At 72.5% G+C, this 22,449-nt stretch carries 18 protein-coding genes; 12 read left to right on the top strand and 6 right to left on the bottom strand.

Annotated features, from left to right (window positions below; all coding sequences use genetic code 11):
• Positions 1-96 precede the first annotated feature (96 nt).
• The 6 genes from scy to ACWGDE_RS05135 all read left to right on the top strand — a co-directional run bounded on the left by scy (position 97) and on the right by ACWGDE_RS05135 (position 9,904).
• Positions 97-4,686: a polarized growth protein Scy gene (scy, locus tag ACWGDE_RS05110; protein WP_453387592.1), complete on the top strand. Its 4,590-nt coding sequence runs from the start codon at positions 97-99 to the stop codon at positions 4,684-4,686.
• A gap of 202 nt (positions 4,687-4,888) precedes the next feature.
• The gene (locus ACWGDE_RS05115; protein WP_453387593.1) at positions 4,889-5,827 is read left to right on the top strand and encodes a cellulose-binding protein; all 939 of its coding nucleotides are present in this window, start codon (positions 4,889-4,891) and stop codon (positions 5,825-5,827) included.
• Positions 5,828-5,930: 103 nt separating this feature from the next.
• A complete protein-coding gene (locus ACWGDE_RS05120) occupies positions 5,931-6,953 on the top strand; it encodes an ATP-binding cassette domain-containing protein (RefSeq protein ID WP_453387594.1) in 1,023 nt (340 codons plus the stop codon).
• Positions 6,953-7,732, top strand: a complete 780-nt coding sequence (locus ACWGDE_RS05125; protein WP_453387619.1) for an ABC transporter permease subunit — start codon at positions 6,953-6,955, stop codon at positions 7,730-7,732. Before ACWGDE_RS05120 ends, ACWGDE_RS05125 begins: the two co-directional genes overlap by 1 nt.
• A 136-nt stretch (positions 7,733-7,868) precedes the next feature.
• Positions 7,869-9,041, top strand: coding sequence for an ABC transporter ATP-binding protein (locus ACWGDE_RS05130; protein ID WP_453387595.1), 1,173 nt, complete (start codon positions 7,869-7,871; stop codon positions 9,039-9,041).
• A complete protein-coding gene (locus ACWGDE_RS05135; protein WP_453387596.1) occupies positions 9,038-9,904 on the top strand; it encodes an ABC transporter permease in 867 nt (288 codons plus the stop codon). Before ACWGDE_RS05130 ends, ACWGDE_RS05135 begins: the two co-directional genes overlap by 4 nt.
• A gap of 49 nt (positions 9,905-9,953) precedes the next feature.
• On the opposite strand, the gene ACWGDE_RS05140 is transcribed toward ACWGDE_RS05135, so the two are convergent.
• The gene (locus tag ACWGDE_RS05140; protein ID WP_254384262.1) at positions 9,954-10,295 is read right to left on the bottom strand and encodes an ATP/GTP-binding protein; all 342 of its coding nucleotides are present in this window, start codon (positions 10,293-10,295) and stop codon (positions 9,954-9,956) included.
• 244 nt (positions 10,296-10,539) lie between these two features.
• Between ACWGDE_RS05140 and ACWGDE_RS05145 the strand changes: the two genes are divergently transcribed.
• Positions 10,540-11,571: an LLM class flavin-dependent oxidoreductase gene (locus ACWGDE_RS05145; RefSeq protein WP_453387597.1), complete on the top strand. Its 1,032-nt coding sequence runs from the start codon at positions 10,540-10,542 to the stop codon at positions 11,569-11,571.
• 187 nt (positions 11,572-11,758) lie between these two features.
• On the opposite strand, the gene ACWGDE_RS05150 is transcribed toward ACWGDE_RS05145, so the two are convergent.
• Positions 11,759-12,151: an SCO5389 family protein gene (locus tag ACWGDE_RS05150; RefSeq protein WP_069921977.1), complete on the bottom strand. Its 393-nt coding sequence runs from the start codon at positions 12,149-12,151 to the stop codon at positions 11,759-11,761.
• A 220-nt stretch (positions 12,152-12,371) separates the two neighbouring features.
• On the opposite strand from ACWGDE_RS05150, the gene nucS reads away from it, so the two are divergent.
• Positions 12,372-13,043 (top strand): endonuclease NucS, encoded by a 672-nt coding sequence (nucS, locus tag ACWGDE_RS05155; protein ID WP_453387598.1) that lies wholly within the window; start codon positions 12,372-12,374, stop codon positions 13,041-13,043.
• A 43-nt stretch (positions 13,044-13,086) separates the two neighbouring features.
• On the opposite strand, the gene ACWGDE_RS05160 is transcribed toward nucS, so the two are convergent.
• The 3 genes from ACWGDE_RS05160 to ACWGDE_RS05170 all read right to left on the bottom strand — a co-directional run bounded on the left by ACWGDE_RS05160 (position 13,087) and on the right by ACWGDE_RS05170 (position 17,016).
• Positions 13,087-15,504 (bottom strand): ATP-binding protein, encoded by a 2,418-nt coding sequence (locus tag ACWGDE_RS05160; RefSeq protein ID WP_453387599.1) that lies wholly within the window; start codon positions 15,502-15,504, stop codon positions 13,087-13,089.
• Positions 15,505-15,684: 180 nt separating this feature from the next.
• Positions 15,685-16,008, bottom strand: a complete 324-nt coding sequence (locus tag ACWGDE_RS05165; protein WP_355410659.1) for an STAS domain-containing protein — start codon at positions 16,006-16,008, stop codon at positions 15,685-15,687.
• Positions 16,009-16,167: 159 nt separating this feature from the next.
• Positions 16,168-17,016: a 3-hydroxyacyl-CoA dehydrogenase family protein gene (locus ACWGDE_RS05170; protein WP_453387600.1), complete on the bottom strand. Its 849-nt coding sequence runs from the start codon at positions 17,014-17,016 to the stop codon at positions 16,168-16,170.
• Between the two features lie 190 nt (positions 17,017-17,206).
• On the opposite strand from ACWGDE_RS05170, the gene ACWGDE_RS05175 reads away from it, so the two are divergent.
• Positions 17,207-17,779, top strand: coding sequence for a cob(I)yrinic acid a,c-diamide adenosyltransferase (locus tag ACWGDE_RS05175; protein WP_453387601.1), 573 nt, complete (start codon positions 17,207-17,209; stop codon positions 17,777-17,779).
• Positions 17,780-17,786: 7 nt separating this feature from the next.
• Here the strand turns inward: ACWGDE_RS05175 and ACWGDE_RS05180 are convergent, their stop codons facing one another.
• A complete protein-coding gene (locus tag ACWGDE_RS05180; protein WP_453387602.1) occupies positions 17,787-18,341 on the bottom strand; it encodes a hypothetical protein in 555 nt (184 codons plus the stop codon).
• Between the two features lie 170 nt (positions 18,342-18,511).
• On the opposite strand from ACWGDE_RS05180, the gene ACWGDE_RS05185 reads away from it, so the two are divergent.
• The 3 genes from ACWGDE_RS05185 to ACWGDE_RS05195 all read left to right on the top strand — a co-directional run bounded on the left by ACWGDE_RS05185 (position 18,512) and on the right by ACWGDE_RS05195 (position 22,401).
• Entirely contained in the window at positions 18,512-19,714 is a 1,203-nt protein-coding gene (locus ACWGDE_RS05185) for a sensor histidine kinase (RefSeq protein WP_453387603.1), read from the top strand.
• On the top strand, positions 19,711-20,352 hold the full coding sequence (locus tag ACWGDE_RS05190) for a response regulator (protein ID WP_453387604.1): 642 nt from the start codon (positions 19,711-19,713) through the stop codon (positions 20,350-20,352). Before ACWGDE_RS05185 ends, ACWGDE_RS05190 begins: the two co-directional genes overlap by 4 nt.
• Positions 20,353-20,586: 234 nt before the next feature.
• Positions 20,587-22,401: a glycosyl hydrolase family 18 protein gene (locus ACWGDE_RS05195; RefSeq protein ID WP_453387620.1), complete on the top strand. Its 1,815-nt coding sequence runs from the start codon at positions 20,587-20,589 to the stop codon at positions 22,399-22,401.
• Positions 22,402-22,449 lie beyond the last annotated feature (48 nt).

Genomic DNA, 22,449 nt, shown 5'->3' on the forward strand with positions numbered 1-22,449 from the left:
CGATATCTGACACCATTCCCCGGGGGCGTCGTTCAGCGGGCGGACGATGCTCATTTGGGAATGAGCTTGCGACCAGGGGACGGATGGGACCGCGCTGTGCGGGGCTACGAAAGCCAGGAGAGTCATCAGGCCGAGGCCGACCATCTCTCGCGCTTCGAAGCCGAGATGGAGCGGCTGAAGAAGGAACGCGGGAAGGCCGTCCAGCACGCCGAGGACCTGGGGTACCAGGTCGAGGTGCTGCGCGCCAAGCTCCACGAGGTACGCCGCAACCTGGCGTCCCGCCCCGCCTACGACGGCGCGGACATGGGCTACCAGGCGGAGCAGCTGCTCCGTAATGCCCAGATCCAGGCCGACCAGATGCGTTCCGACGCCGAGCGCGAGCTGCGCGAGGTACGGGCACAGACCCAGCGCATCCTCCAGGAACACGCCGAGCACCAGGCGCGCCTCCAGGCCGAACTGCACGCCGAGGCCGTCAACCGCCGCCAGCGCCTGGACCAGGAGCTGGGCGAGCGCCGCCAGACCGTCGAAGCGCACGTCAACGAGAACGTGGCCTGGGCCGAGCAGTTGCGCGCCCGCACCGAGTCGCAGGCCCGCCGGCTCATGGACGAGTCCCGCGCCGAGGCCGAGCAGACCCTCAACGCCGCCCGCGCCGAGGCCGCCCGGGTCGCCGCCGAGGCCACCCGCCGGCTCGCCGCCGAGAACGAGGCCGCGCGCACCGAGGCCGAGTCCACGCTGCTGCGCGCCCGCAAGGAGGCCGAGCGGCTGCTGACCGCCGCCTCCGCGCAGGCCCAGGAGGCAACCGAGCACGCGGAGCGGCTGCGTTCCACCACCTCCGCCGAGGCCGAGCAGACCCGGCAGCAGACGATGGACCTGGGCCGGGTCGCCGAACAGCGCGCCCAGGAGGCCGACGCGGCCCTGCGCGAGGCCCGCGCGGCCGCGGAGAAGCTGCTGGCCGACGCCAAGGAGAGCGCCGCACGGCAGCTGAGCTCGGCGGAGTCCGTCAACGAGCAGCGCACCCGTACGGCCAAGGAGCAGGTCGCCCGGCTGGTCGGCGAGGCCACCAAGGAGGCCGACGTCCTCAAGGCCGAGGCCGAGCAGCTGCTGGCCGACGCCCGCGCGTCCGCCGACCGGCTGCGCACCGAGGCCGGCGACCAGGCCCGTACGGCGGCGGCGGAGGACACCGCGGCCCAGCTGGCGAAGGCGGCCCGCACCGCCGAGGAGGTCCTGAACAAGGCCTCGGAGGACGCCCGTGCCACCACCCGGGCGGCGTCCGAGGAGGCCGAGCGGATCCGCGGCGAGGCCGAGGCGGAGGCCGAGCGGCTGCGCGCCCAGGCCGCGGCCACGGCGGACGAGCTCAAGGGCGCCGCGAAGGACGACACCGAGGAGTACCGGGCCCGTACGGTCGAGCTGCAGGAGGAGGCCCGCCGGCTGCGCGGCGAGGCCGAGCAGCTGCGCGCGGAGGCCGTCGCCGAGGGCGAGCGGATCCGCGGCGAGGCCCGCCGCGAGGCGGTCCACCAGATCGAGGAGGCGGCCCGCACCGCCGAGGAGCTGCTGGGCAAGGCCCGGGCCGACGCCGACGAGGTGCGCGCCGGCGCGGACACCGAAAGCGAGCGCGTGCGCGGCGAGGCCGTGGAGCGGGCCGCGACGCTGCGCAAGCAGGCCGAGGAGACCCTGGAGCGGACCCGCGCCGAGGCCGAGCGGCTGCGCGCGGAGGCCGAGGAGCAGGCGGAGTCGGTACGGGCCGAGGCGGACGCCGCGGCGGCCGTGCGGCGCGAGGAGACCGAGCAGGCGCTGGCCGCGAAGCGGGCCGAGGCCGACGAGGAGCTCGTCCGCCTGCACACGGACGCCGAGGGCCGGCTCGCCACGGCGGAGCAGACCCTGCGCGACGCCCGGGCGGCCGCGGAGAACATCCGCAAGGAGACCACCGAGGAGAGCGACCGGCTGCGCGCCGAGTCGGCGGAGCGGATCCGCACCCTGCAGACGCAGGCGGAGGCGGAGGCCGAGCAGCTGCGCACGGAGGCGGCGCAGGACGCCGGGCGGGTGCGCGCCGAGGCGGAGCAGACCGCGGTACGGCTGACCGGCGAGGCCGAGGCCGAGGCGGAGCGGCTGCGCTCCGAGGCGCAGGAGACGGCCGACCGGCTGCGCGCGGAGGCCAAGGCCGCCGCCGAGCGGGTCGGGCAGGAGGCCGCGGAGGCGCTGGCCGCCGCCCAGGAGGAGGCCGCGCGGCGCCGCCGCGAGTCCGAGGAGACCCTGGCCTCGGCGCGCACGGACGCGGAGAGCGAGCGCGCGCAGGCCCGGGAGGAGAGCGAGGAGCTCCTCGCCCAGGCCCGCAAGCGTTCCGAGGAGGCCCAGGCCGAGGCGGTCTGGCTCACCGAGGAGGCCGAGCGGCGCGCGTCCGAGGTGGTCGCGGCCGCCGAGGCCACCGCCCAGCAGGTCCGCGACTCCGTGGCCGGGCTGCACGAGCAGGCCGAGGAGGAGGTCGCGGGGCTGCGCAACGCGGCCGAGCACGCGGCCGCCCGTACGAAGACCGAGGCCGAGGAAGAGGCCGACCGGGTCCGCGGCGACGCGTACGCGGAGCGGGAGCGGGCCACCGAGGACGCGAACCGGATCCGCAGCGAGGCCCGGGCCGAGACGGACGCGGCGAAGGCGCTGGCCGAGCGGACCGTGGCCGAGGCGATCGCCGAGGCCGAGCAGCTGCGCACCGACACCGCGGAGTACGCGCAGCGGGTGCGTACGGAGGCCACGGACGCGCTGGCCGCGTCCGAGCGGGACGCCGCCCGTACGAAGGCGGACGCCCGCGACGACGCCAACCGGATCCGCGGCGAGGCGGCGGAGTCCCTGGAGTCCGCGCGCGCCGAGGGCGGCCGGATCGTCGCGGAGGCGACGGCCGAGGCCGAGCGGCTCACCGAGGAGACCCTGGCGGCCAACGCGCTGACCGTCGGCGAGGCCGAGAAGGAGGCCGAGCGGCTCACGGCCGAGGCCGAGGCCGCCGCCGAGGCGACCCGCGCCGAGGCCGCGGGCACCCTGGACGAGGCCCGGTCGGAGGCGAACCGGCTGCGCACGGAGGCGGCGGAGCAGGCCGACCGGCTCGTCTCCGAGGCCGCCGCGGAAGCCGAGCGGCTCACCGAGGAGACCCGCGCGGCCAACGCCGCGACCGTCGGCGAGGCCGAGGCCGCGGCGGAGGGCCTGCGGGCCGAGGCCGCCGCCGTACTGGACGCGGCCCGTGCCGAGGCGGAGGGGCTCACGGCCCAGGCGGCGCAGACGCTGGCCGGGGCCGAGCGGGACGCGACGGGCATCCTCATCGACGCGCGGACCGAGGGCGACCGGCTGGTCGAGGAGACCCGTACGGCCAACGAGGCGACCGTCGGCGAGGCGGCGGCGGAAGCCGACCGGCTGCGTGCCGAGGCGGCGAGCGTCCTGGACGAGGCCCGCGCGGAGGGCGGCCGGATCATCGGCGAGGCCACCGCGGAGGCGGACCGCGTCACGGTCGCGGCGAACGAGACCCTGGCGAGCGCCGAGCGGGAGTCCGAGCAGACGCTGGACGAGGCGCGCGCCGAGGCGGGCAGGATCCGCACCGAGGCCGCCGAGCAGGCCGACGGCCTGGTCGCGGAGGCCGTCGCGGAGACGGACCGGCTCACGGAGCAGACCCGCAAGGACAACGAGCGCACGGTCGGCGAGGCCGCGAACGAGGCCGAGCGGCTGCGTACGGAGGCGGCCGAGGCGCTGTCCTCGGCGCAGGAGCACGCCACCCGCACCCGGTCCGAGGCCGAGCGGGTCAAGGCGGAGGCCGCCACCGAGGCCGAGCGCATCCGCAGCGAGGCCCGCGCGGAGTCGGAGCGGCTGCTGGACGAGGCGCGCGAGGAGGCCAACAAGCGCCGCAGCGAGGCCGCGAGCCAGGTCGACCGGCTCATCACGGAGGCCTCCTCGGAGGCCGAGAAGCTCACCGGTGACGCGCAGAAGCAGGCCCTGGCCGCCACGACGGCGGCCGAGGAGCAGGCGGACGCGATGGTCGACGCGGCGCGCAAGGAAGCCGCGCGGATCACCTCCGAGGCGACCGTCGAGGGCAATTCCCTGGTGGAGAAGGCCCGTACCGACGCCGACGAACTGCTGGTGGGGGCGCGCAGCGACGCGGCGGCCATAAGGGAACGGGCGGAGGAGCTGCGCGGCCGCGTCGAGGGCGAGGTCGAGGAGCTGCACGAGCGGGCCCGCCGGGAGTCGGCCGAGCAGATGAAGTCGGCCGGCGAACGCGTGGACAAGCTGGTGCGGGCTGCCACCGAGCAGAGCGTCGAGGCCGAGGCGAAGGCCAAGGAGCTGGTCTCGGACGCGAGCAGCGAGGCGAGCAAGGTCCGCATCGCCGCGGTGCGCAAGGCGGAGGCGCTGCTCAAGGAGGCCGAGCAGAAGAAGGCCGAGCTGGTGCGGGCGGCCGAGGGCCGGCTCGCGGAGGCCACCGCGGAGGCCGAGCGGCTCGTCGAGGAGGGCCGGCGCGAGCTGGAGGTCCTGGTGCGCAGGCGCGAGGACATTCAGGCCGAGATCTCCCGTGTCCAGGACGTTCTTGAGGCGTTGGAATCATTCGAGGCGCCTTCGGGTGGCGCGAAGCCCGGGGTCGGCGGCCAGGGCGCGGGGGGCGTGAAGGCCGGTGCGACAGCGGGTTCCACTCGTTCGAGTGGCAAGTCGTCAGAGAGCTAGTCGGGACGTCTGGATGTGTGCTCCTGATGGAGGTTCAGGCGAACGAGTGACAAGCGTTCTGGCTCCTTGCCACTCAAAAGGGGTGTCATTGTCCAGATCAAACGCGGATTGACTCGATGACACGCCGTCTTGGCGCCTAGGATTCCCCTTAACACCTAACACCTCGCGTAGTACCTCATCGGTCTCATTCGACAGGAACCCCATGAGCGACACTTCCTCCCCCTTCGGCTTCGAGCTCGTGCGGCGTGGTTACGACCGCGGTCAGGTGGACGACCGCATCACCAAGCTGGTCTCCGACCGTGACAGCGCCCTCGGACGTATCAACTCTCTGGAAAAGCGGATCGAGGAGCTGCACCTCGAGACGCAGAACGCCCAGGCCCAGGTGAACGACGCCGAGCCGTCGTACGCCGGCCTCGGCGCCCGGGTCGAGAAGATCCTGCGCCTGGCCGAGGAGGAGGCGAAGGACCTGCGCGAGGAGGCCCGTCGCGCGGCCGAGCAGCACCGCGAGCTCGCCGAGTCGGCCGCCCAGCAGGTGCGCAACGACGCCGAGTCGTTCGCCGCCGACCGGAAGTCGACCGCCGAGGACGAGGGTGTCCGGATCGTCGAGAAGGCCAAGGGCGACGCTTCCGCCCTGCGCAACGAGGCCCAGAAGGACGCGGCCTCCAAGCGCGAGGAGGCCGACGCGCTCTTCGAGGAGACCCGCGCCAAGGCCGCCCAGGCCGCCGCGGACTTCGAGACCAACCTGGCCAAGCGCCGCGAGCAGTCGGAGCGCGACCTCGCGGGCCGTCAGGCCAAGGCCGAGAAGCGCCTCGCGGAGATCGAGCACCGCGCGGAGCAGCTGCGCCTGGAGGCCGAGAAGCTCCGTACGGACGCCGAGCGCCGTGCCCGCCAGACCGTGGAGACCGCGCAGCGCCAGGCCGAGGACATCGTGGCCGACGCCAACGCCAAGGCCGACCGCATCCGCAGCGAGTCCGAGCGCGAGCTGGCGGCGCTGACCAACCGCCGCGACTCGATCAACGCCCAGCTCACCAACGTCCGCGAGATGCTGGCGACGCTGACGGGCGCGGCCGTCGCCGCCGCCGCCTCCCCGATCGACGACGAGCCGGTCACCCGCGGCGTTCCGGCGCAGCAGAGCCGCTAGTCGGACCCCCAGTCGCGGAGGGGAACACTCCGCTTCGACACCCCGGGCCCTGCGTCACCTCTTAGAGGTGGCGTAGGGCCCTCGGGCGTTCTAGCGTGGCGGAATGATCGAGCTCGAGGGCCTTACGAAACGATTCGGCGCGAAAACCGCCGTGGACAACCTCAGCTTCCAGGTCAGACCGGGGGTGGTGACGGGCTTCCTCGGCCCCAACGGGGCGGGCAAGTCCACGACCATGCGCATGATGCTGGACCTCGACAATCCGACCAGCGGTACGGTCCGGATCGACGGGAAGCACTACCGGGACCTGCCGGAGCCGCTGAAGTACATCGGGGCGCTGCTGGACGCGAAGTCGATGAACGGCGGCCGCAGCGCTTACAACAACCTTCTCTGCCTCGCCCAGGCCAACCGGATCCCGCGCAGCCGGGTCTCCTACGTGCTGGACCTGGTCGGCCTCACGGCCGTGGCGAAGAAGAAGTCGAAAGGATTTTCGCTGGGCATGGGCCAGCGTCTCGGAATCGCCGCCGCGCTGCTCGGCGACCCGGAGATCCTGATGTTCGACGAACCCGTCAATGGTCTGGACCCGGAGGGAATTCTCTGGATCCGCAATCTTATGAAGGGGCTCGCGGCGGAGGGAAGGACGATCTTCGTTTCGTCCCACCTGATGAGCGAAATGGCACTGACCGCAGAGCATTTGGTCGTCATCGGACAAGGAAAGCTGCTGGCCGACCTGTCCATGGCCGATTTCATCCAGCAGAACTCCCGCAGTTACGTCCGCATGCGCTCGCCGCAGCAGGAACGGCTGAAGGACGTCCTGCACGACGCCGGGATCGACGCCATCAGCGTCCCGGCCACCGGCACGCTGGAGATCGACGGCGTGGAGGTGGAGCGGCTCGGCGAGCTGGCCGCCCAGCACCAGATCGTGCTGCACGAACTCAGCCCGCAGCGGGCTTCACTTGAGGAAGCGTTCATGCGAATGACGGCGGACTCCGTCGAGTACCACGCCCACGCGCCGGGGGCCCCGGGGCTTCCGCCCGGTCCCGGCACGGCTGCGGACAACCCCGCCCGGCCGGCCGACGTACCCGCGTGGGGCGCCGGCTTCGAGGCGACGCGCAAGGGCGGCGAGTGATCATGTCCTTCTCCGCCGTTCTGCAGTCCGAGTGGACCAAGATCCGCTCGGTGGCCTCGACCGTCTGGACGCTGGCCGCCGCCGCCGTCGTCACGGTCGGCATCAGCTCCCTGCTCTGCGCCTTCATCAGCTCGTCCTTCAAGGACATGCGGCCGGAGGAGCAGGCCACCTTCGACCCGACCCTGGCCAGCTTCGCGGGCATGACCCTGGGCCAGCTCGCGATGATCGTCTTCGGCGTGCTCGTCGTCGGCACCGAGTACAGCTCGGGCATGATCCGCACCTCGCTGGCCGCCGTACCGCGGCGCGGCAGCTTCCTGGCCGGCAAGCTGCTCGTCGCCACCGGGCTCGCACTGCTCGTGGGCCTGATCACCAGCTTCGCCTCGTTCTTCCTCGGACAGGCGATCCTGGGCGACCGCAGCATCGGCATCGACGAGCCGAACGTGCTGCGCGCCGTCTTCGGCGCCGGGCTGTACATGGGAATGCTCGCGCTGTTCTCCATGGGCGTGGCCACGATGCTGCGCAGCTCGATGCTCTCGCTCGGCATCCTGATGCCGTTCTTCCTCCTGGTCTCGAACATCCTCGGGGCGGTCCCGGCGACGCGGAAGGTCGCCCAGTACTTCCCCGACCAGGCCGGGTCCAAGATCATGCAGGTGATCCCGGGCGCCATGGGCAGCGAGAAGGTTCCGTACGGCCCCTGGGGCGGTTTCGGGATCATGCTCCTGTGGGTCCTGGCGGCCGTCCTCGGCGGCTACCTCGTCCTCAAGAAGAGGGACGCCTGAGGTACTACGGGGAATCCCCGGGTCGATCTCAGGGGCAGCTCAGGGATACGGCCCGGGACGGAACCGTACGATCCTCGTTATCCTCTTAACCCTTACGCGGGCGAGAGTCGTCCCGGCCTGGTAAGGGGCAGAGCACATGATCGAGGCAGTCGGGCTGACCAAGCGCTTCGGCGCGAAGACCGCCGTCGACGACCTGTCCTTCCAGGTCAGGCCCGGTCACGTCACCGGATTCCTGGGGCCCAACGGCTCCGGGAAGTCCACCACCATGCGGCTCGTCCTCGGCCTGGACCGCCCCACGTCCGGCCGGGTCACGATCAACGGCCTGCCCTTCCGCGAGCTGCCGAACGCCCAGCGGCACGTCGGGGCCCTGCTCGACGCCAAGGCCGCGCACGGCGGCCGCCGGGCCCGTACCCACCTCCTGTCCATCGCCCAGCTCTCCGGCATCCCCGAGAAGCGGGTCGACGAGGTGCTCGGCGTCGTGGGCCTGCAGGACGTGGCCCGGCAGCGCACGAAGGGCTTCTCGCTCGGCATGGGCCAGCGGCTCGGCATCGCGGCCGCCCTGCTCGGGGACCCGCAGGTGCTCCTCTTCGACGAGCCGGTCAACGGGCTCGACCCCGAGGGCATCCTCTGGGTCCGCAACCTGATGCGCCGGCTCGCCGCCGAGGGCCGCACCGTCTTCGTCTCCTCGCACCTCATGAGCGAGATGGCGCTGACCGCCGACCACCTGATCGTGATCGGACGCGGGCGGCTGCTGGCCGACATGAGCACCGCGGACTTCATCACGCACAACTCGGCCGGATTCGCGCGGGTCCGCACGGCCGACACCGACCCCGACGGCTGGGACACGCTGGGCACCGTCCTCAGCAAGGCGGGCGGCCGGGTGCTCAAGGAGCCCGACGGGGCCCTGCGGGTGACCGGGCTGGACCTGCCCCGGATCTCCGACCTCGCGCACGGGGCCGGCGTACGGCTGTGGGAGCTCTCCCCGCACCGGGCCTCGCTGGAGGAGGCCTACATGCGGATGACGCAGTCCTCCGTCGAGTACACCTCCACCGAGGACCCGCGTGCCGAACTGTGGGAGCCGGAGCCGCTGACCGTCCCGAAGTGGGAGGAGGAGGCCGACGCCGCCGCCCTCCAGATCCCGCAGGCGGGCTTCTTCGCGCCTCCGCCGCCCGGAACGGGCGGGCAGCCGTTCCTGATGCCCGGCACCCCGGGCGAGCTCGCGGCCTCCCCGTCGGCGCACTCCCCCGGCCCCGCCCGCGCCCAAGATCCCGTGCACACCCCAGACCGGAAGTCCGAGGACACCCGATGACCCCCCCGACCACGGTGACCGACGGGGAGCCGCGCCCGCAGGTCTACAGCTCGCCGCTGCCGGCCACCCGGCCGCATCTGGGGCACGCGGTGGCCTCGGAGTGGACCAAGCTGATCTCGGTGCGCTCCACGATGTGGACGCTCGGCTCGCTGGTACTGCTCGTCGTCGGCTTCGGTGGCCTCGTCATCATGCAGACCACGGACGTGGACTACGAGCAGATGCCGTTCGTCGGCCCCGCCCTCTTCGGCCTGCTCGTCGGGCAGCTCCCGGTGATGGTGCTCGGCGTGCTGACGGTCACCTCCGAGTACGGCACGGGCCTGATCCGCACCACCTTCACGGCGGCCCCCGACCGGTACCGGGTGCTCACCGCGAAGTACCTCGTCTTCGGAACCGCCGCGTTCCTCACCACGGCCGGGTCGGTCTGCCTGATCCAGCTGGCCGCCACGATCCTGCACGGCGGCTCCGCCTCCGGAGCCCACTCGGCCTCCGAGTGGGCCTCCGGCATCCTGGGCAGCTTCTACGTCACCCTGCTCGGCGTACTGGCCCTGTCGATCGGGGCACTGGTGCGGCACTCGGCGGGGGCGATCGCCCTGATGCTCGGCATCGTCACCCTGCCGCCGGTCATAGGGGCCGTGTTCAGCATCTGGGAGGCCCTCGTCCCGATCGGCCGGGCCCTGCTCCAGTACAACGCGCCCATGGCGCTGATGCAGTTGTTCGGCCTGCCCGCCGGCACCGACGACCCGGGCGCGGCCGGCGACCGCGTGGCGGCCCCGAGCAGCCTGAGCCACATGGTGCTGATCCTGCTGGTGACCGGCGCGACCGTCGCCGCCTCGTACGTGGTGACCGGCCGCCGGGACGTCTGACCCGGCGGACGTCCGGGCCGGACGCCGTCCGACCCGGACGCCGTCCGGCTCAGTACTTGGGAGCGTTACGGGACCGCTGCACCTTGGAGGTGCGGCGGTCCTTCGCGTTCCAGCAGGCCTTGTGCCAGTGCCTGCGGTCGTCGACGCCGCCGTACTCCGGCCAGGCCACCAGGTGCGGGGTGCCGGAGGGGATCTCCTGGTCGCATCCGGGGCAGCGGTAGCGCTTGCCCGCCGCGCTCGCGCCCGCGACGTGCCGGACCTTCCAGTCCTCGCCCTGGTACTCCTCCGTGCGCTCCAGCCCGTACCGGTCCAGACTCCCCGGGCCCGAGCCCTGGTCCGAACGATCGGCTGGATTCTCGCCGCCCCTGGGGCGGTTGTGGCGCGGTGACACGTATACCTCACGGATGGGCGGCCGGCAGTGACTTTCTCCCAGACTACGCGCAGCGAGACGGGGTAACCGCAGGGTGGCCGAAGGACGTCCATCAGGCCCACCATCCGAAAAGCGCGCGACTGGCCCGACAATCCCAATAACTTTCCTGTCAGGCCGTGCCTTTGGCACGTGTCAGACGTTGTTGCCGGTAAGGAAACCGGTCCGCCTGGGGGAGGCCGCGTCAGCCGCGAGGAGGCTAAAGGCGATGCGCGTAGGAGCGTTTGTACTGGCGGCCCAGTTCCCTGGCCAGGGACAGGGAGAGGCACTGCACCGGGCGGTGCGGACCGCCGAGGTGGCCGAGGAGACCGGGCTCGACTCGGTCTGGCTCGCCGAACACCACTTCGTCCCGTACGGGGTGTGCCCGTCGGCGGTGACCCTGGCGGCCCTGATGCTGGGCCGCACCCGGCGGCTGCGCGTGGGCACGGCGGTGAGCGTCCTGCCGAACACGCACCCGGTGGCCCTGGGCGAGCAGGCGGCCCTGCTGCACCTGACGTCGGAGGGCCGGTTCACCCTGGGGGTCGGCCGGGGCGGTCCCTGGGTGGACCTGGAGGTCTTCGGGGGCGGGCTCGACGCGTACGAGAACCGCTTCCAGGAGGATCTGGACCTGCTGCGCCGCTGGCTGACCGAGCCGCGCGTGGGGGCGGCCGGGGCGGAGGCCGGAGCCCGGTACGGGTTCCGCGAGGTGGCCGTCGTACCGCGTCCGTCGGAGGCACTGGACGGGGACGGGAAGGGGCCGGAAGTGATCGTCGCCTGCACCTCCCCCGCCTCGGTCCGGCTGGCCGCGGAGCGCGGACTGCCGATGCTGCTCGGCATGCACTGCGGGGACGAGGACAAGGCGGCCATGGTCGAGCTGTGGCGGCGCACGGCGCGGGCCGCGGGCCGCTCCGGGGAGGCGGACCACGTGTCCGCCGGGGTGTGCCAGCTGGCGGACCGCACGGCGGACGCCAGGGAGACGCTGATGAAGTCGATGCCGGGCTGGCTCAAGCAGGGCCTGGACGCGCACGTGACGGTGGACGGGCGCCTGCGCGCGATGCGGGACCCGGTCGCGTACACGGAGCTGCTGTGCGATCTGCACCCCGTGGGCACCCCGGAGCTGGCGGCGGACCGGCTGGCGGTCACCTCGGAGCGTACGGGCATCACGCGGTTCGCCCTGCTGACGGAAGGCTCGGGCGACCTCGCCTCGACGGAGGAGAACCTCCGCAGGCTCGGCACCGAGGTCGTGCCCCGGCTCGGCTGAGACCAGGGCTGCCGCTCCGTTGGCACCGGAGCGGCAGCGCATTACCGGTCGTACACGGTCACAGGTGCGGATCGTGCTCGTGCGGACGTACGGGTCGTGCGCGTGCTGGTGGTGCGTGAGCTGATGGTGCGCGTGCGGGTGGTGCGCGTGCGGGTGGTGCGCGAGCTGACGATGCGTGCCGGCCGTGCTAGCAGTCGCGGAGTTCCGGCGACTGGTTGAGCAGCTGACCACGGATCGAAGTGAACTTGGCCAGCCGGTCGTCCACCGAGGAATCCAGCGGGAACACCGCTACCCGGTGACAGTTCTGGAAAGCCAGGCGCACTCCGAAGTGGCGCTGCAGCGCACCCCGTATCGCGTCGCTCGCGAGAGCGCGCAGCAGCTGGCCACGCGCCTGCTCGTCGGGCGGCGGCGTCTGATTGTCGGCGAACTGTCCGCCGTCGACCTTCAGCTGGGCCACCAGCGAGCTGATCATCTCCCATGCGTAGGGCAGGGAGGTCCGGACGCAGTCGACGAAAGCGGCTTCGTCGACCTCGCCTCGCTCGGCCTGTTCGAGTAGGGCCGGTGAGACGTCGAGCGACATGGGTTCTCCTCTCGCGACTCCGGCCGATTGGGTTGCCGGAGCCTTACGGGCAGGGAAGGAGATCGCGACGCAGCGTGCACGCTTCGCAACCTCCCGCTCACCACGGTAGGCGCCCGGTGGGGACCGCACCAGGAGAATGCGCATACAACGCGCCATCCGCGAACGGGGCTTTCGGGGGCGAATCGCGTGCAGGCCCATCGGTCGAGTAGCGTTGCCGACCATGCGTCTCGTCATTGCCCGCTGCTCCGTCGATTACGCGGGCCGGCTCACCGCCCATCTGCCCTCGGCACCCCGTCTGATCCTCGTGAAGGCCGACGGCAGTGTCTCGATCCACGCGGACGACCGGGCGTACAAACCGCTCAACTGGATGTCGCCGCCCTGCACCCTCAAGGAGGGGAGTGGTGAGGAGGCCGGCGTCTGGACCGTCGTCAACAAGGCGGGCGAGAAGCTCATCATCACCATGGAGGAAGTCCTCCACGACTCCTCGCACGAGCTCGGCATCGACCCGGGTCTGATCAAGGACGGCGTCGAGGCCCACCTGCAGGAGCTCCTGGCCGACCGGATCGACACCCTCGGCGAGGGCTACACGCTGATCCGCCGCGAGTACATGACCGCGATCGGCCCGGTGGACATCCTGTGCCGGGACGCCGACGGCGCGACCGTGGCGGTGGAGATCAAGCGCCGCGGCGAGATCGACGGCGTCGAGCAGCTCACGCGCTACCTGGAGCTCCTGAACCGCGACCCGCACCTGGCGCCCGTCAAGGGCATCTTCGCGGCCCAGGAGATCAAGCCCCAGGCCCGCGTGCTGGCGAACGACCGCGGCATGGACTGCGTCGTCCTCGACTACGACGCCATGCGCGGCATCGAGGACGACAAGCTCCGCCTGTTCTAGCGGCGGTGCGGGGGCGCGGCCAGGAGCCGCGCCCCGCGCTCCGTCAGGGCGTCGGCGTATCCGTCGGGGTCGGCGTCGGGGTCGGCGTGGGAGTCGGCGTCGGCGTGGCGGTCGCGGTCTCCGTCGGGGGCACCGGCGGCGGGACCGGGTTCGTGGGGCCCGTGGACGAAGGCGCCGTCGAAGGCTTGCGCGTGGTGGACTTCTTCGGCGACGGCGTGGCGCTCGGCTCCTGCGCGCCCGGGGACGAGGTGCCCGGCTCCGGCGAAGGACCGGTCCCGTCCGTGCCCGGATCGGTCGGCGTCGTGCCCGTGGCCCCCGTCTTCGGGGTCGCCGAGACGCCCGGCCCCTGGGCCGGCGGCTGCGTCTCGTCGGACGCCATCGCGAGGGCGACCACGGTGCCCAGCACCACCACCGTCAGCGCCCCGGCCGCGGCCAGGAGCAGCGGCTTGCGGGTGGCCCGGGGCTTCGGCCGGTGCTCCACCGGCGGCCGCTCGTCCGGCTCGGGCGTCAGGGGGAAGGCGTCCTCGAACACCTCGGCCAGGGTCGTGGGCGAGGTCGACCCGATGGGGACCACCGCCGGCACCACCGTGGTGACCGCTTCCGAGTCCTCCGGTCCGGCGGGAGTCAAGCCGGGCACCGGGGTGACTCGAGTCTTCGGCGACGCGGGGGTCAGCGGCGACAGCGGAGCCGTCGTGGCCGCCGGGGTCACCGTGCTCGCCCCGGGCGCCGTGCCCGCGCCCGTGGTCTTGCTCAGGCCGGCCGCTGCCTTGCCCTGGCCGCTCGCGGGGCCCTGGCCGCTCGCGGCGGCCGGAGTGCCGGACGCGGCCGGCGGGGCCAGCCGCAGCGGCGGCGACACGTGGACTTCCGCCGCCTCGCGGTCGGTGACCAGGGCCAGCGCCCGTCGTCCCGCCACGGTGCCCCGCTTGTCGGCCAGCGCGCCGCGCAGCCCGATCGAGGCCTCCAGCTCGGCCCGCGCCCGCTCCAGGCGTCCCTCGCACAGGGCCAGTACGCCGAGTTCGTGGTGGAAGTACGCCTGCTCGGCGACCTCCCCCGCCTTGCGCGCGGCCTCCGCGCCGGAGCGCAGCACCCGCTCCCAGGCCTCCCAGTGCAGCGAGGCGGCGAACGCGGGGGCCGCCGTACGGGCCAGCAGCACGGCCGCCACCACGTCGGCACCGGCCAGCGCGGCCAGTACCGCGTCGGCCTCCGCCGCGACCCGGTCCGGGGTCACCGAGGTGTGGCCGGTCCACCAGGCGTAGTGCCGGGCGGCCGTACGGGCCCCCTCGGCCGCGGTGTCCCCGTACCCGACCTCCTCCAGCTGCCGTGCGACCCCGGCGGCCAGCCGGTAGCGCGTTCCGACGGGGCTCAGCAGCCCGCAGTCGAGGAGTTCCCCGACCGCCGTGTCGGCGTGCGTGTCCCCGACCAGTGCCGGCAGGTGCGCGTGGTGCGGCAGCTCGCCGCCCAGCGCGCAGGCGATCCGCAGTGCGGCCCGCGCCGACTCGCTGACCCGCGAGGCGAGCAGTTCGGCGGGGGCGGCGCCCTCGGCGAGCGTCGGCAGCGGTACGAAGACGGTGTCGCGCGGCCGTTCCTCGAAGACGCCGGGCTCCTCGTCCTCGTCCTCGGCGCCGGACCGGTTCAGCTCGTCGCGCCGGCGCAGCAGGGCCGCGGCCTGGACGAAGCGCAGCGGCAGCCCCTCGGAGGCGAAGCGCAGGTCCTGCGCCCAGGCGGTCTCCTCCTCGTCGAGGACCCGTCCGGTGCCCGCTTCGAGCAGGGCCACGCAGTCGGCGGCGCTCAGCCCGCCGAGGAAGACCTCTTCGAGGTGCGAGTCCTCGGACGGGGCCCGGGTGTCGGGGGTGGCGGCCAGCAGGTAGGCGCACTCCGGGGTGGCCCGCAGCAGTTCGTCGAGGGCGGGGCCGCCCATGTCGAGGTCGTCGAGGAGGACGACGGCGCCGATCTCGCGGACGCGGGCGAGGAGTTCGCCGCGTTCGGGGCGCTCGGTCGTGGCCTCGTAGACGGTGGCGTACAGCGCGTGGAGTATCTCTCCGGGCTGCTGGTGCCCGTACCCGCTGAGCCGTACGACCCCGTCGGGGGCTATGTCGGCGCAGTCCTCGGCCACGGCGTCGAGCAGCACCGAGCGCCCGGATCCGGGCGGCCCGGTCAGCCGTACGGAGCGGCCGCGCGCGAGGAGGCGTACGAGGCGCTCGCGCTCCTCCTGGCGGCCCAGCAGCATCCGCCCGGCCGGGGAGCCCGGCGCCACGGGGGGCCGCGCCGCGGCGGCCCTGGAGGCGCGGGCGGCGGGCGTGCGCCTGGCCGGGAGGGGGGCCGCCTCACCGCCGGGGCGGTGCGTCGGCTCGATCTCGCTGCCGTCGACGGGGTTCACCGTGAGGGTGAAGTCGCCGGTGGTGAGCCTCACCACTCGTGCGGGCCGTTCCGCCGGATCGGCCTGTCCTTGTGTGCGGTCCATGACCAAGTCCCCCGATCGCGCCGTGCGCCGTCGTACCGCCCGGCCACACGCCGCTGTCGCTACTGGTCCGGTTTCCGCCCGAACCCTAGACCGTGCCCGGCGGCGCGGGAACCGCCGGGGTGCCTTCACCACCGGACCGTTACGTTTCCGCAGGAAATGTCGCGGGACATCTCGGGCGGATCAGACGCGCGGCAGGGATTCCGCTTCCAGGCCGCCCTCGATCGCGAGGATGCGGTGCAGGCGCGTGGCGACGAGCAGCCGCTGCATCTGCGGCGGCACTCCGCGCAGGACGAGCCGCCGGCCGGTCCGGCCGGCCCGGCGGTGGGCGCCCATGATCACGCCGAGGCCGGTCGCATCCCAGGAGTCGAGCCCGGTGAGGTCCAGCACGAGGTCGCCGTGACCGTCGTCGAGGGCGGTGTGCAGGACCGTACGGGCGTCCGCCGCGCTGCGCACGTCGAGGCGACCCCCGACAGCGAGTTCGGCGTGGTCGCCCCTGATGTGCATGTGTACTCCCGGCAGTGCGGTACTGCGTACGTATGGTCCGACTGGTCCGTGGTCGGCAACTCTCACTGCAACTGACTGCCCCAGGGGCAGGGAAGTTGCCGACCGTGAGCGAACCGATACCTAATTCACCCCGTAGGGTGCAGGTTTTCGAACAGACGATCAGTGCTTGTAGAAGCCCTGCCCGCTCTTGCGGCCGATGTCGCCGGCGTCCACCATGCGGCGCATCAGCTCCGGCGGCGCGAACTTCTCGTCCTGCGACTCGGTGTAGATGTTGCTGGTGGCGTGCAGCAGGATGTCGACGCCGGTGAGGTCCGCGGTGGCCAGCGGGCCCATCGCGTGCCCGAAGCCGAGCTTGCAGGCGATGTCGATGTCCTCGGCGGACGCCACGCCCGATTCGTACAGCTTCGCGGCTTCGACGACGAGCGCGGAGATCAGACGGGTCGTCACGAAACCGGCGACGTCACGGTTGACCACGATGCAGGTCTTGCCGACGGACTCGGCGAACGCCCGCGTGGTGGCCAGGGTTTCGTCGCTCGTCTTGTAGCCGCGCACGAGCTCGCACAGCTGCATCATCGGGACGGGCGAGAAGAAGTGCGCGCCGACGACCCGCTCCGGACGCTCCGTCACGGCCGCGATCTTGGTGATCGGGATGGCGGAGGTGTTGGAGGCGAGGATCGCGTCCTCGCGCACGAGCTTGTCGAGCGTGCGGAAGATCTCGTGCTTGACCTCGAGCTTCTCGAAGACGGCCTCGACGACGATGTCGACGTCGGACACGGCGTCGAGATCGGTGGTCGTCGTGATCCGCGCGAGCGCGGCCTCGGCGTCCTCGGCGCTCATCTTGCCCTTGGAGACGAACTTGTCGTACGAGGCCTTGATCCCGTCGGTGCCGCGGGTCAGGGCGGCATCGGTGACATCGCGCAGTACGACGTCCCAACCCGCCTGAGCGGAGACCTGCGCGATTCCGGAACCCATCAGTCCGGCACCGATGACGGCGAGCTTCCCAGCCACTGCACACCCCACGCTTTCCATACGGCACGGCCTCAATACGGCCTCGTTCGTTCTCCGGCGGAGACTAGCGCCCGCGAGGGCCGTGGTGACCGCGAAGTAACACGCGTCACGTCTCAGATGACGGACATCACACCGGGACGGCCCAGCAGTACGACAGAGGGCCTCAGTTGGCCCGCACTAGGCTGACGGCATGGTGAACCTCACGCGCATCTACACCCGCACCGGCGACAAGGGCACGACCGCGCTCGGCGACATGAGCCGGACCGCCAAGACCGATCTGCGGATCTCCGCCTACGCCGACGCCAACGAGGCCAACGCGGCCATCGGCACGGCGATCGCCCTCGGCTCGCTGCCCGCCGATGTCGTGAAGGTCCTGGTACGGGTGCAGAACGACCTCTTCGACGTGGGCGCGGACCTCTGCACCCCGGTCGCGGAGAACCCGGAGTACCCGCCGCTGCGCGTCGAGCAGTTCTACGTCGACAAGCTGGAGGCGGACTGCGACCACTTCAACGAGGCGCTGGAGAAGCTCCGCAGCTTCATCCTCCCCGGCGGCACCCCCGGCGCGGCCCTCCTCCACCAGGCCTGCACGGTGGTGCGCCGCGCCGAGCGCTCCACGTGGGCGGCGCTGGAGGTGCACGGAGAGGTGATGAACCCGCTGACGGCCACCTACCTCAACCGCCTCTCCGACCTCCTCTTCATCCTGGCCCGCACGGCCAACAAGGAGGTCGGCGACGTCCTGTGGGTCCCGGGCGGCGACCGCTGACACCCGCCTACCGGTCCTGGAGCCCGGCCTTCGCGGGGGCCCGCTTCGGCCACACCGTGTACGTGAGGGCGATCAGGGCGTGGATGCCGGTCATCCGCAGCGCCGTGAGCTGCCAGCCCCGCAGCGAGCCGGTGTCCCCCGAACCGCCGACGTACCAGATCGCGGCCTGCAGCAGGCCGGCCGCGACGGCGGCCGCGAGCACGGTCCGGGCGACCAGCTTCCACTCGTGGAGGGCCCGCGCCGTGCCGTATCCGGCGCCGGCCGGCTTCGGGCCTCCGGCCAGCCGGTGCGCCGCGTGGCCGTCGAGCCAGCGGACCGTGTAGTGCCCGTAGGCCACCGTGTAGCCGATGTACAGCGCGGCCAGCCCGTGCTTCCAGTCCGGCTCGGCGCCGCCGCGCAGGTCCACCGCGGTGGCGGCCAGCAGTACGAGCTCCAGCACGGGCTCGCACAACAGGACGGCCGCGCCGGTCCTCGGCATCTTCGCGAGGTAGCGCAGGGCCAGGCCGCCGGTCAGCAGGACCCAGAAGCCGACCTCACAGGCGATGATCAGGGTGACGAGCACGGGGGTCTCCGTTCCTGCGGCGGTGGGATGCCTCCAGCCTCCCGCCCGATCCGCCCCGGTTCCTCGTCGCCGGTGACGAAAGTCCCGGAGGCGGCACTGCATCCTTCGATGTACCGCGCCTCGGCCCCGATGGCGATGTCCGCCCCCGCCGCACCCTGTTGGATGGGCTCGTGACCCCCAAGATCCCGCCCCCGCACCGCGACGACGTCCTCCTCGCCGTGATCAGCGTGGCCGCGGGCCTGCTCCTGTGGTCCCTCGGCGTGTACAGCTCCCCCTCCCGCAACCTGCTCCCCGACTGGGCGGCGCTGGTTCCCCTCGCCGCGCTCGGTGCGATGGAGCTGCTGCGGCGCAGCGCGCCCCGGGTGACCCTGGCCGTCGGCACCGCCGGGGTGATCGCCGACCAGTTCACCGTGGGAAATCTGGCCACGGTCCTGATCTTCACGGACCTGATGTACTCGGCCGTCGTCTACGGCAGGCCCGCCATGGCCCGCCGCCTCCCGGTGACCACCGGCCTGATCACCATCGCCGTCACCATCGCCTCCGTGGCCTGGCTGCGCACCCCGCAGGCCCTGATGATCGGCGTGATCACCGGCATCGTGAGCTTCGGCCCCGCCCTGACCGGCGCCACCCTGCGCAACCACCGCGAGGCCGCCGAGGCCGCCCGGCTGCGCGCGGAACAGACCGCGCTGCTGGCCGAGATGGACCGGAAGCAGGCGGTGGTCGCCGAGCGCGCCCGGATGGCCCGCGAACTGCACGACATGGTGGCCAACCACCTCTCCGCCATCGCCATCCACTCCACCGCCGCGCTCTCCATCGACTCCCCCGCCACCAGCCGCGAGGCGCTCGGGGTGATCCGGGAGAACAGCGTGCAGGGGCTGGCCGAAATGCGCCGGTTGATCGGGCTGCTCCGGGACGCGGGCGCGGGGGCCGAGGCCGTCGCCGTGCCCTCCCTCGACGGCCTGGAGAACCTGCTGGAGCAGGCCCGCGCCTCCGGGGCCGCGAGCGGGCTGGAGTTCGTACTCCTCGACGAGCGGCCCCCGCCGCCGCCCGGGGAGCCGCTGCCGGCGCCGGTGGAGCTGGCCGCGTACCGGATCGTCCAGGAGTCGCTGACCAACGCCCTCAAGCACGCCGTCCCGGGCACGGTCACCGTCCGGCTGACCCACGAGCCCGCCGGAGGGGGAATGCTGACCGTCGCGGTCGATTCGCCCTACGGCGAGCGCCCCGGCCCCCGCGCCCCCGGTTCCGGGGCCGGGCTGATCGGCATGCGGGAGCGGACGGAGCTGCTCGGCGGGGAGTTCCGGGCGGGGGCCGAGGAGTCGGTGTGGCGGGTGCGCGCGGCGCTGCCCGCACGGGAGAGGGCGGTACGGGCATGACGTTCAGCGTGGTCGTGGCGGAGGACCAGAGCGCGGTCCGGGCCGGGCTGGTGATGATCCTGCGCAGCGCGGGCGACATCGAGGTGGTGGGCGAGGCCGCCGACGGGGAGGAGGCGGTGCGCCTGGCCCGGGAGCTGCGGCCGGACCTGGTGCTCATGGACGTGCAGATGCCGCGTCTGGACGGGGTCTCGGCGACCCGCCAGGTGGTCGCGGAGGGCCTCGCGGACGTCCTGGTGCTGACCACGTTCGACCTGGACGAGTACGTCTTCGGGGCGCTGCGCGCCGGCGCGTCCGGGTTCCTGCTGAAGGACGCGGACGCGGCGGAGCTGATCGCGGCGGTACGGACGGTCGCGCGCGGGGAGGGCCTGATCGCACCGGCGGTGACCCGTCGGCTGATCGCGGAGTTCGCGGCCCCGAAGCCCGTACGGGCGCCCGTGCCGGCGGCGGTGGACTCGCTGACCCGGCGCGAGCGCGAGGTGCTGGGGTGCCTGGGCGAGGGCTTGTCGAACGCGGAGATCGCGGCGCGCCTGGAGATGGCGGAGGCCACGGCGAAGACGCACGTCAGCCGGGTGCTGGCCAAACTGGAGCTGCGCAGTCGGCTCCAAGCGGCGGTGCTGGCCCAGGAGTTGGGCCTGTAGCGGGAATCCGGCCGGAAATGAGTCCGGGGATTTCCCATGAGGTCTGGACCTCTTGACGGTTGGTCCAGACCTTTCTACCCTCACGGCAACTGTGGTGAGCGTGCCATGACAAGACGTCATGCGGGGCGCGCTCACGGGCGGCGCAGGTCCCACCCCCATGCCGCGGCCGTCCCCACGGCCGCGGCGGACCTCGGAGGAGCACCCTTGAGCACAGCACCCCCACGACGCGCACCGCTGTTTCGAAGAGTCGCGGCCGCCCTGGCCGTCCTCACCCTGCCCGTCGCCGGACTCGTGGCCCTCGCCGGCCCCGCCGAGGCAGCCGCCTCCGCGACCGCGACGTACACCAAGGTCTCCGACTGGGGCTCCGGCTTCGAGGGCAAGTGGACGGTGAAGAACACCGGCACGACCACCCTCAGCAGCTGGACCGTGGAGTGGGACTACCCGGCCGGCACCGCCGTCACCTCCGCCTGGGACGCCACCGTCACCAGCTCCGGCACCCACTGGACCGGCAAGAACGTCGGCTGGAACGGCACCCTCGCCCCCGGCGCCACCATCAGCTTCGGCTTCAACGGCACGGGCTCCGGCGCCCCCAGCGGCTGCAAGGTCAACGGCGGCAGCTGCGACGGCGGCACCACACCCACCGACAACCCGCCCAGCGCCCCCGGCACCCCCACGGCCAGCGGCGTCACCGACACCGGCGTGACCCTCGGCTGGGCCGCGGCCACCGACGACAAGGGCGTCAAGAACTACGACGTCTACCGCGGCGGCGTCAAGATCGCCACGGTCACCAGCCCCTCCTACACCGACTCGGGCCTGACCAAGGGCACCACGTACACCTACGCGGTCACCGCCCGCGACACCATCGACCAGACCGGGCCCTCCTCCGGCTCCGTCTCGGTGACCACCACCGGCGGCACCAACCCGCCCGACCCGGGCGCCGCCGTCAAGCTCGGCTACTTCACCGACTGGGGCGTCTACCAGCGCAACTACCACGTGAAGAACCTGGTCACCTCCGGCAGCGCCGCGAAGATCACGCACATCAACTACGCCTTCGGCAACGTCCAGGGCGGCAAGTGCACGATCGGTGACGCCTACGCCGACTACCAGAAGACCTACGACGCCTCCTCCAGCGTCTCCGGTGTCGCCGACACCTGGGACCAGCCGGTCGCGGGCAACTTCAACCAGCTGCGCCAGCTGAAGAAGAAGTACCCGAACATCAAGGTCCTGTACTCCTTCGGCGGCTGGACCTGGTCCGGCGGCTTCGGCCAGGCCGCGGCCAACCCGGCCGCCTTCGCCCAGTCCTGCTACGACCTGGTCGAGGACCCGCGCTGGGCCGACGTCTTCGACGGCATCGACATCGACTGGGAGTACCCGAACGCCTGCGGCCTGTCCTGCGACACCAGCGGGGCCGCGGCCTTCAAGAACCTGATGTCGGCGCTGCGCGCCAAGTTCGGCGGCAGCAACCTGGTCACCGCCGCGATCTCCGCCGACGGCTCCAACGGGGGCAAGCTCGACCTGGCCGACTACGCGGGCGCGGCCCAGTACGTCGACTTCTACAACGTCATGACGTACGACTTCTTCGGCGCGTGGGACGCCAAGGGCCCGACCGCCCCGCACTCCCCGCTCACCTCGTACACCGGCATCCCGATCGCCGGGTTCAACTCCGAGGCCGCCATCACCAAGCTCAAGGGCAAGGGCATCGCCGGCTCCAAGCTCAACCTCGGCATCGGCTTCTACGGCCGCGGCTGGACCGGCGTCACCCAGGCCACGCCCGGCGGCACCGCCACCGGACCGGCCCCGGGCACGTACGAGCAGGGCATCGAGGACTACAAGGTGCTCAAGACCAGCTGCCCGTCGACCGGCACCGTCGCCGGCACGGCGTACGCCAAGTGCGGCAGCAACTGGTGGAGCTACGACACCCCCGCCACCATCGCCGGGAAGATGACCTGGGTGAAGCAGCAGGGCCTCAAGGGCGCCTTCTTCTGGGAGTTCAGCGGCGACACCACGAACGGCGAACTCGCCACCGCGATCCACACCGGCCTTCAGTAGGCTCCGCGCACACGGCCTCTGAACGACACCGGTGAAAGACGAAGCCGG

Source organism: Streptomyces sp. NPDC054956 (assembly GCF_053609185.1).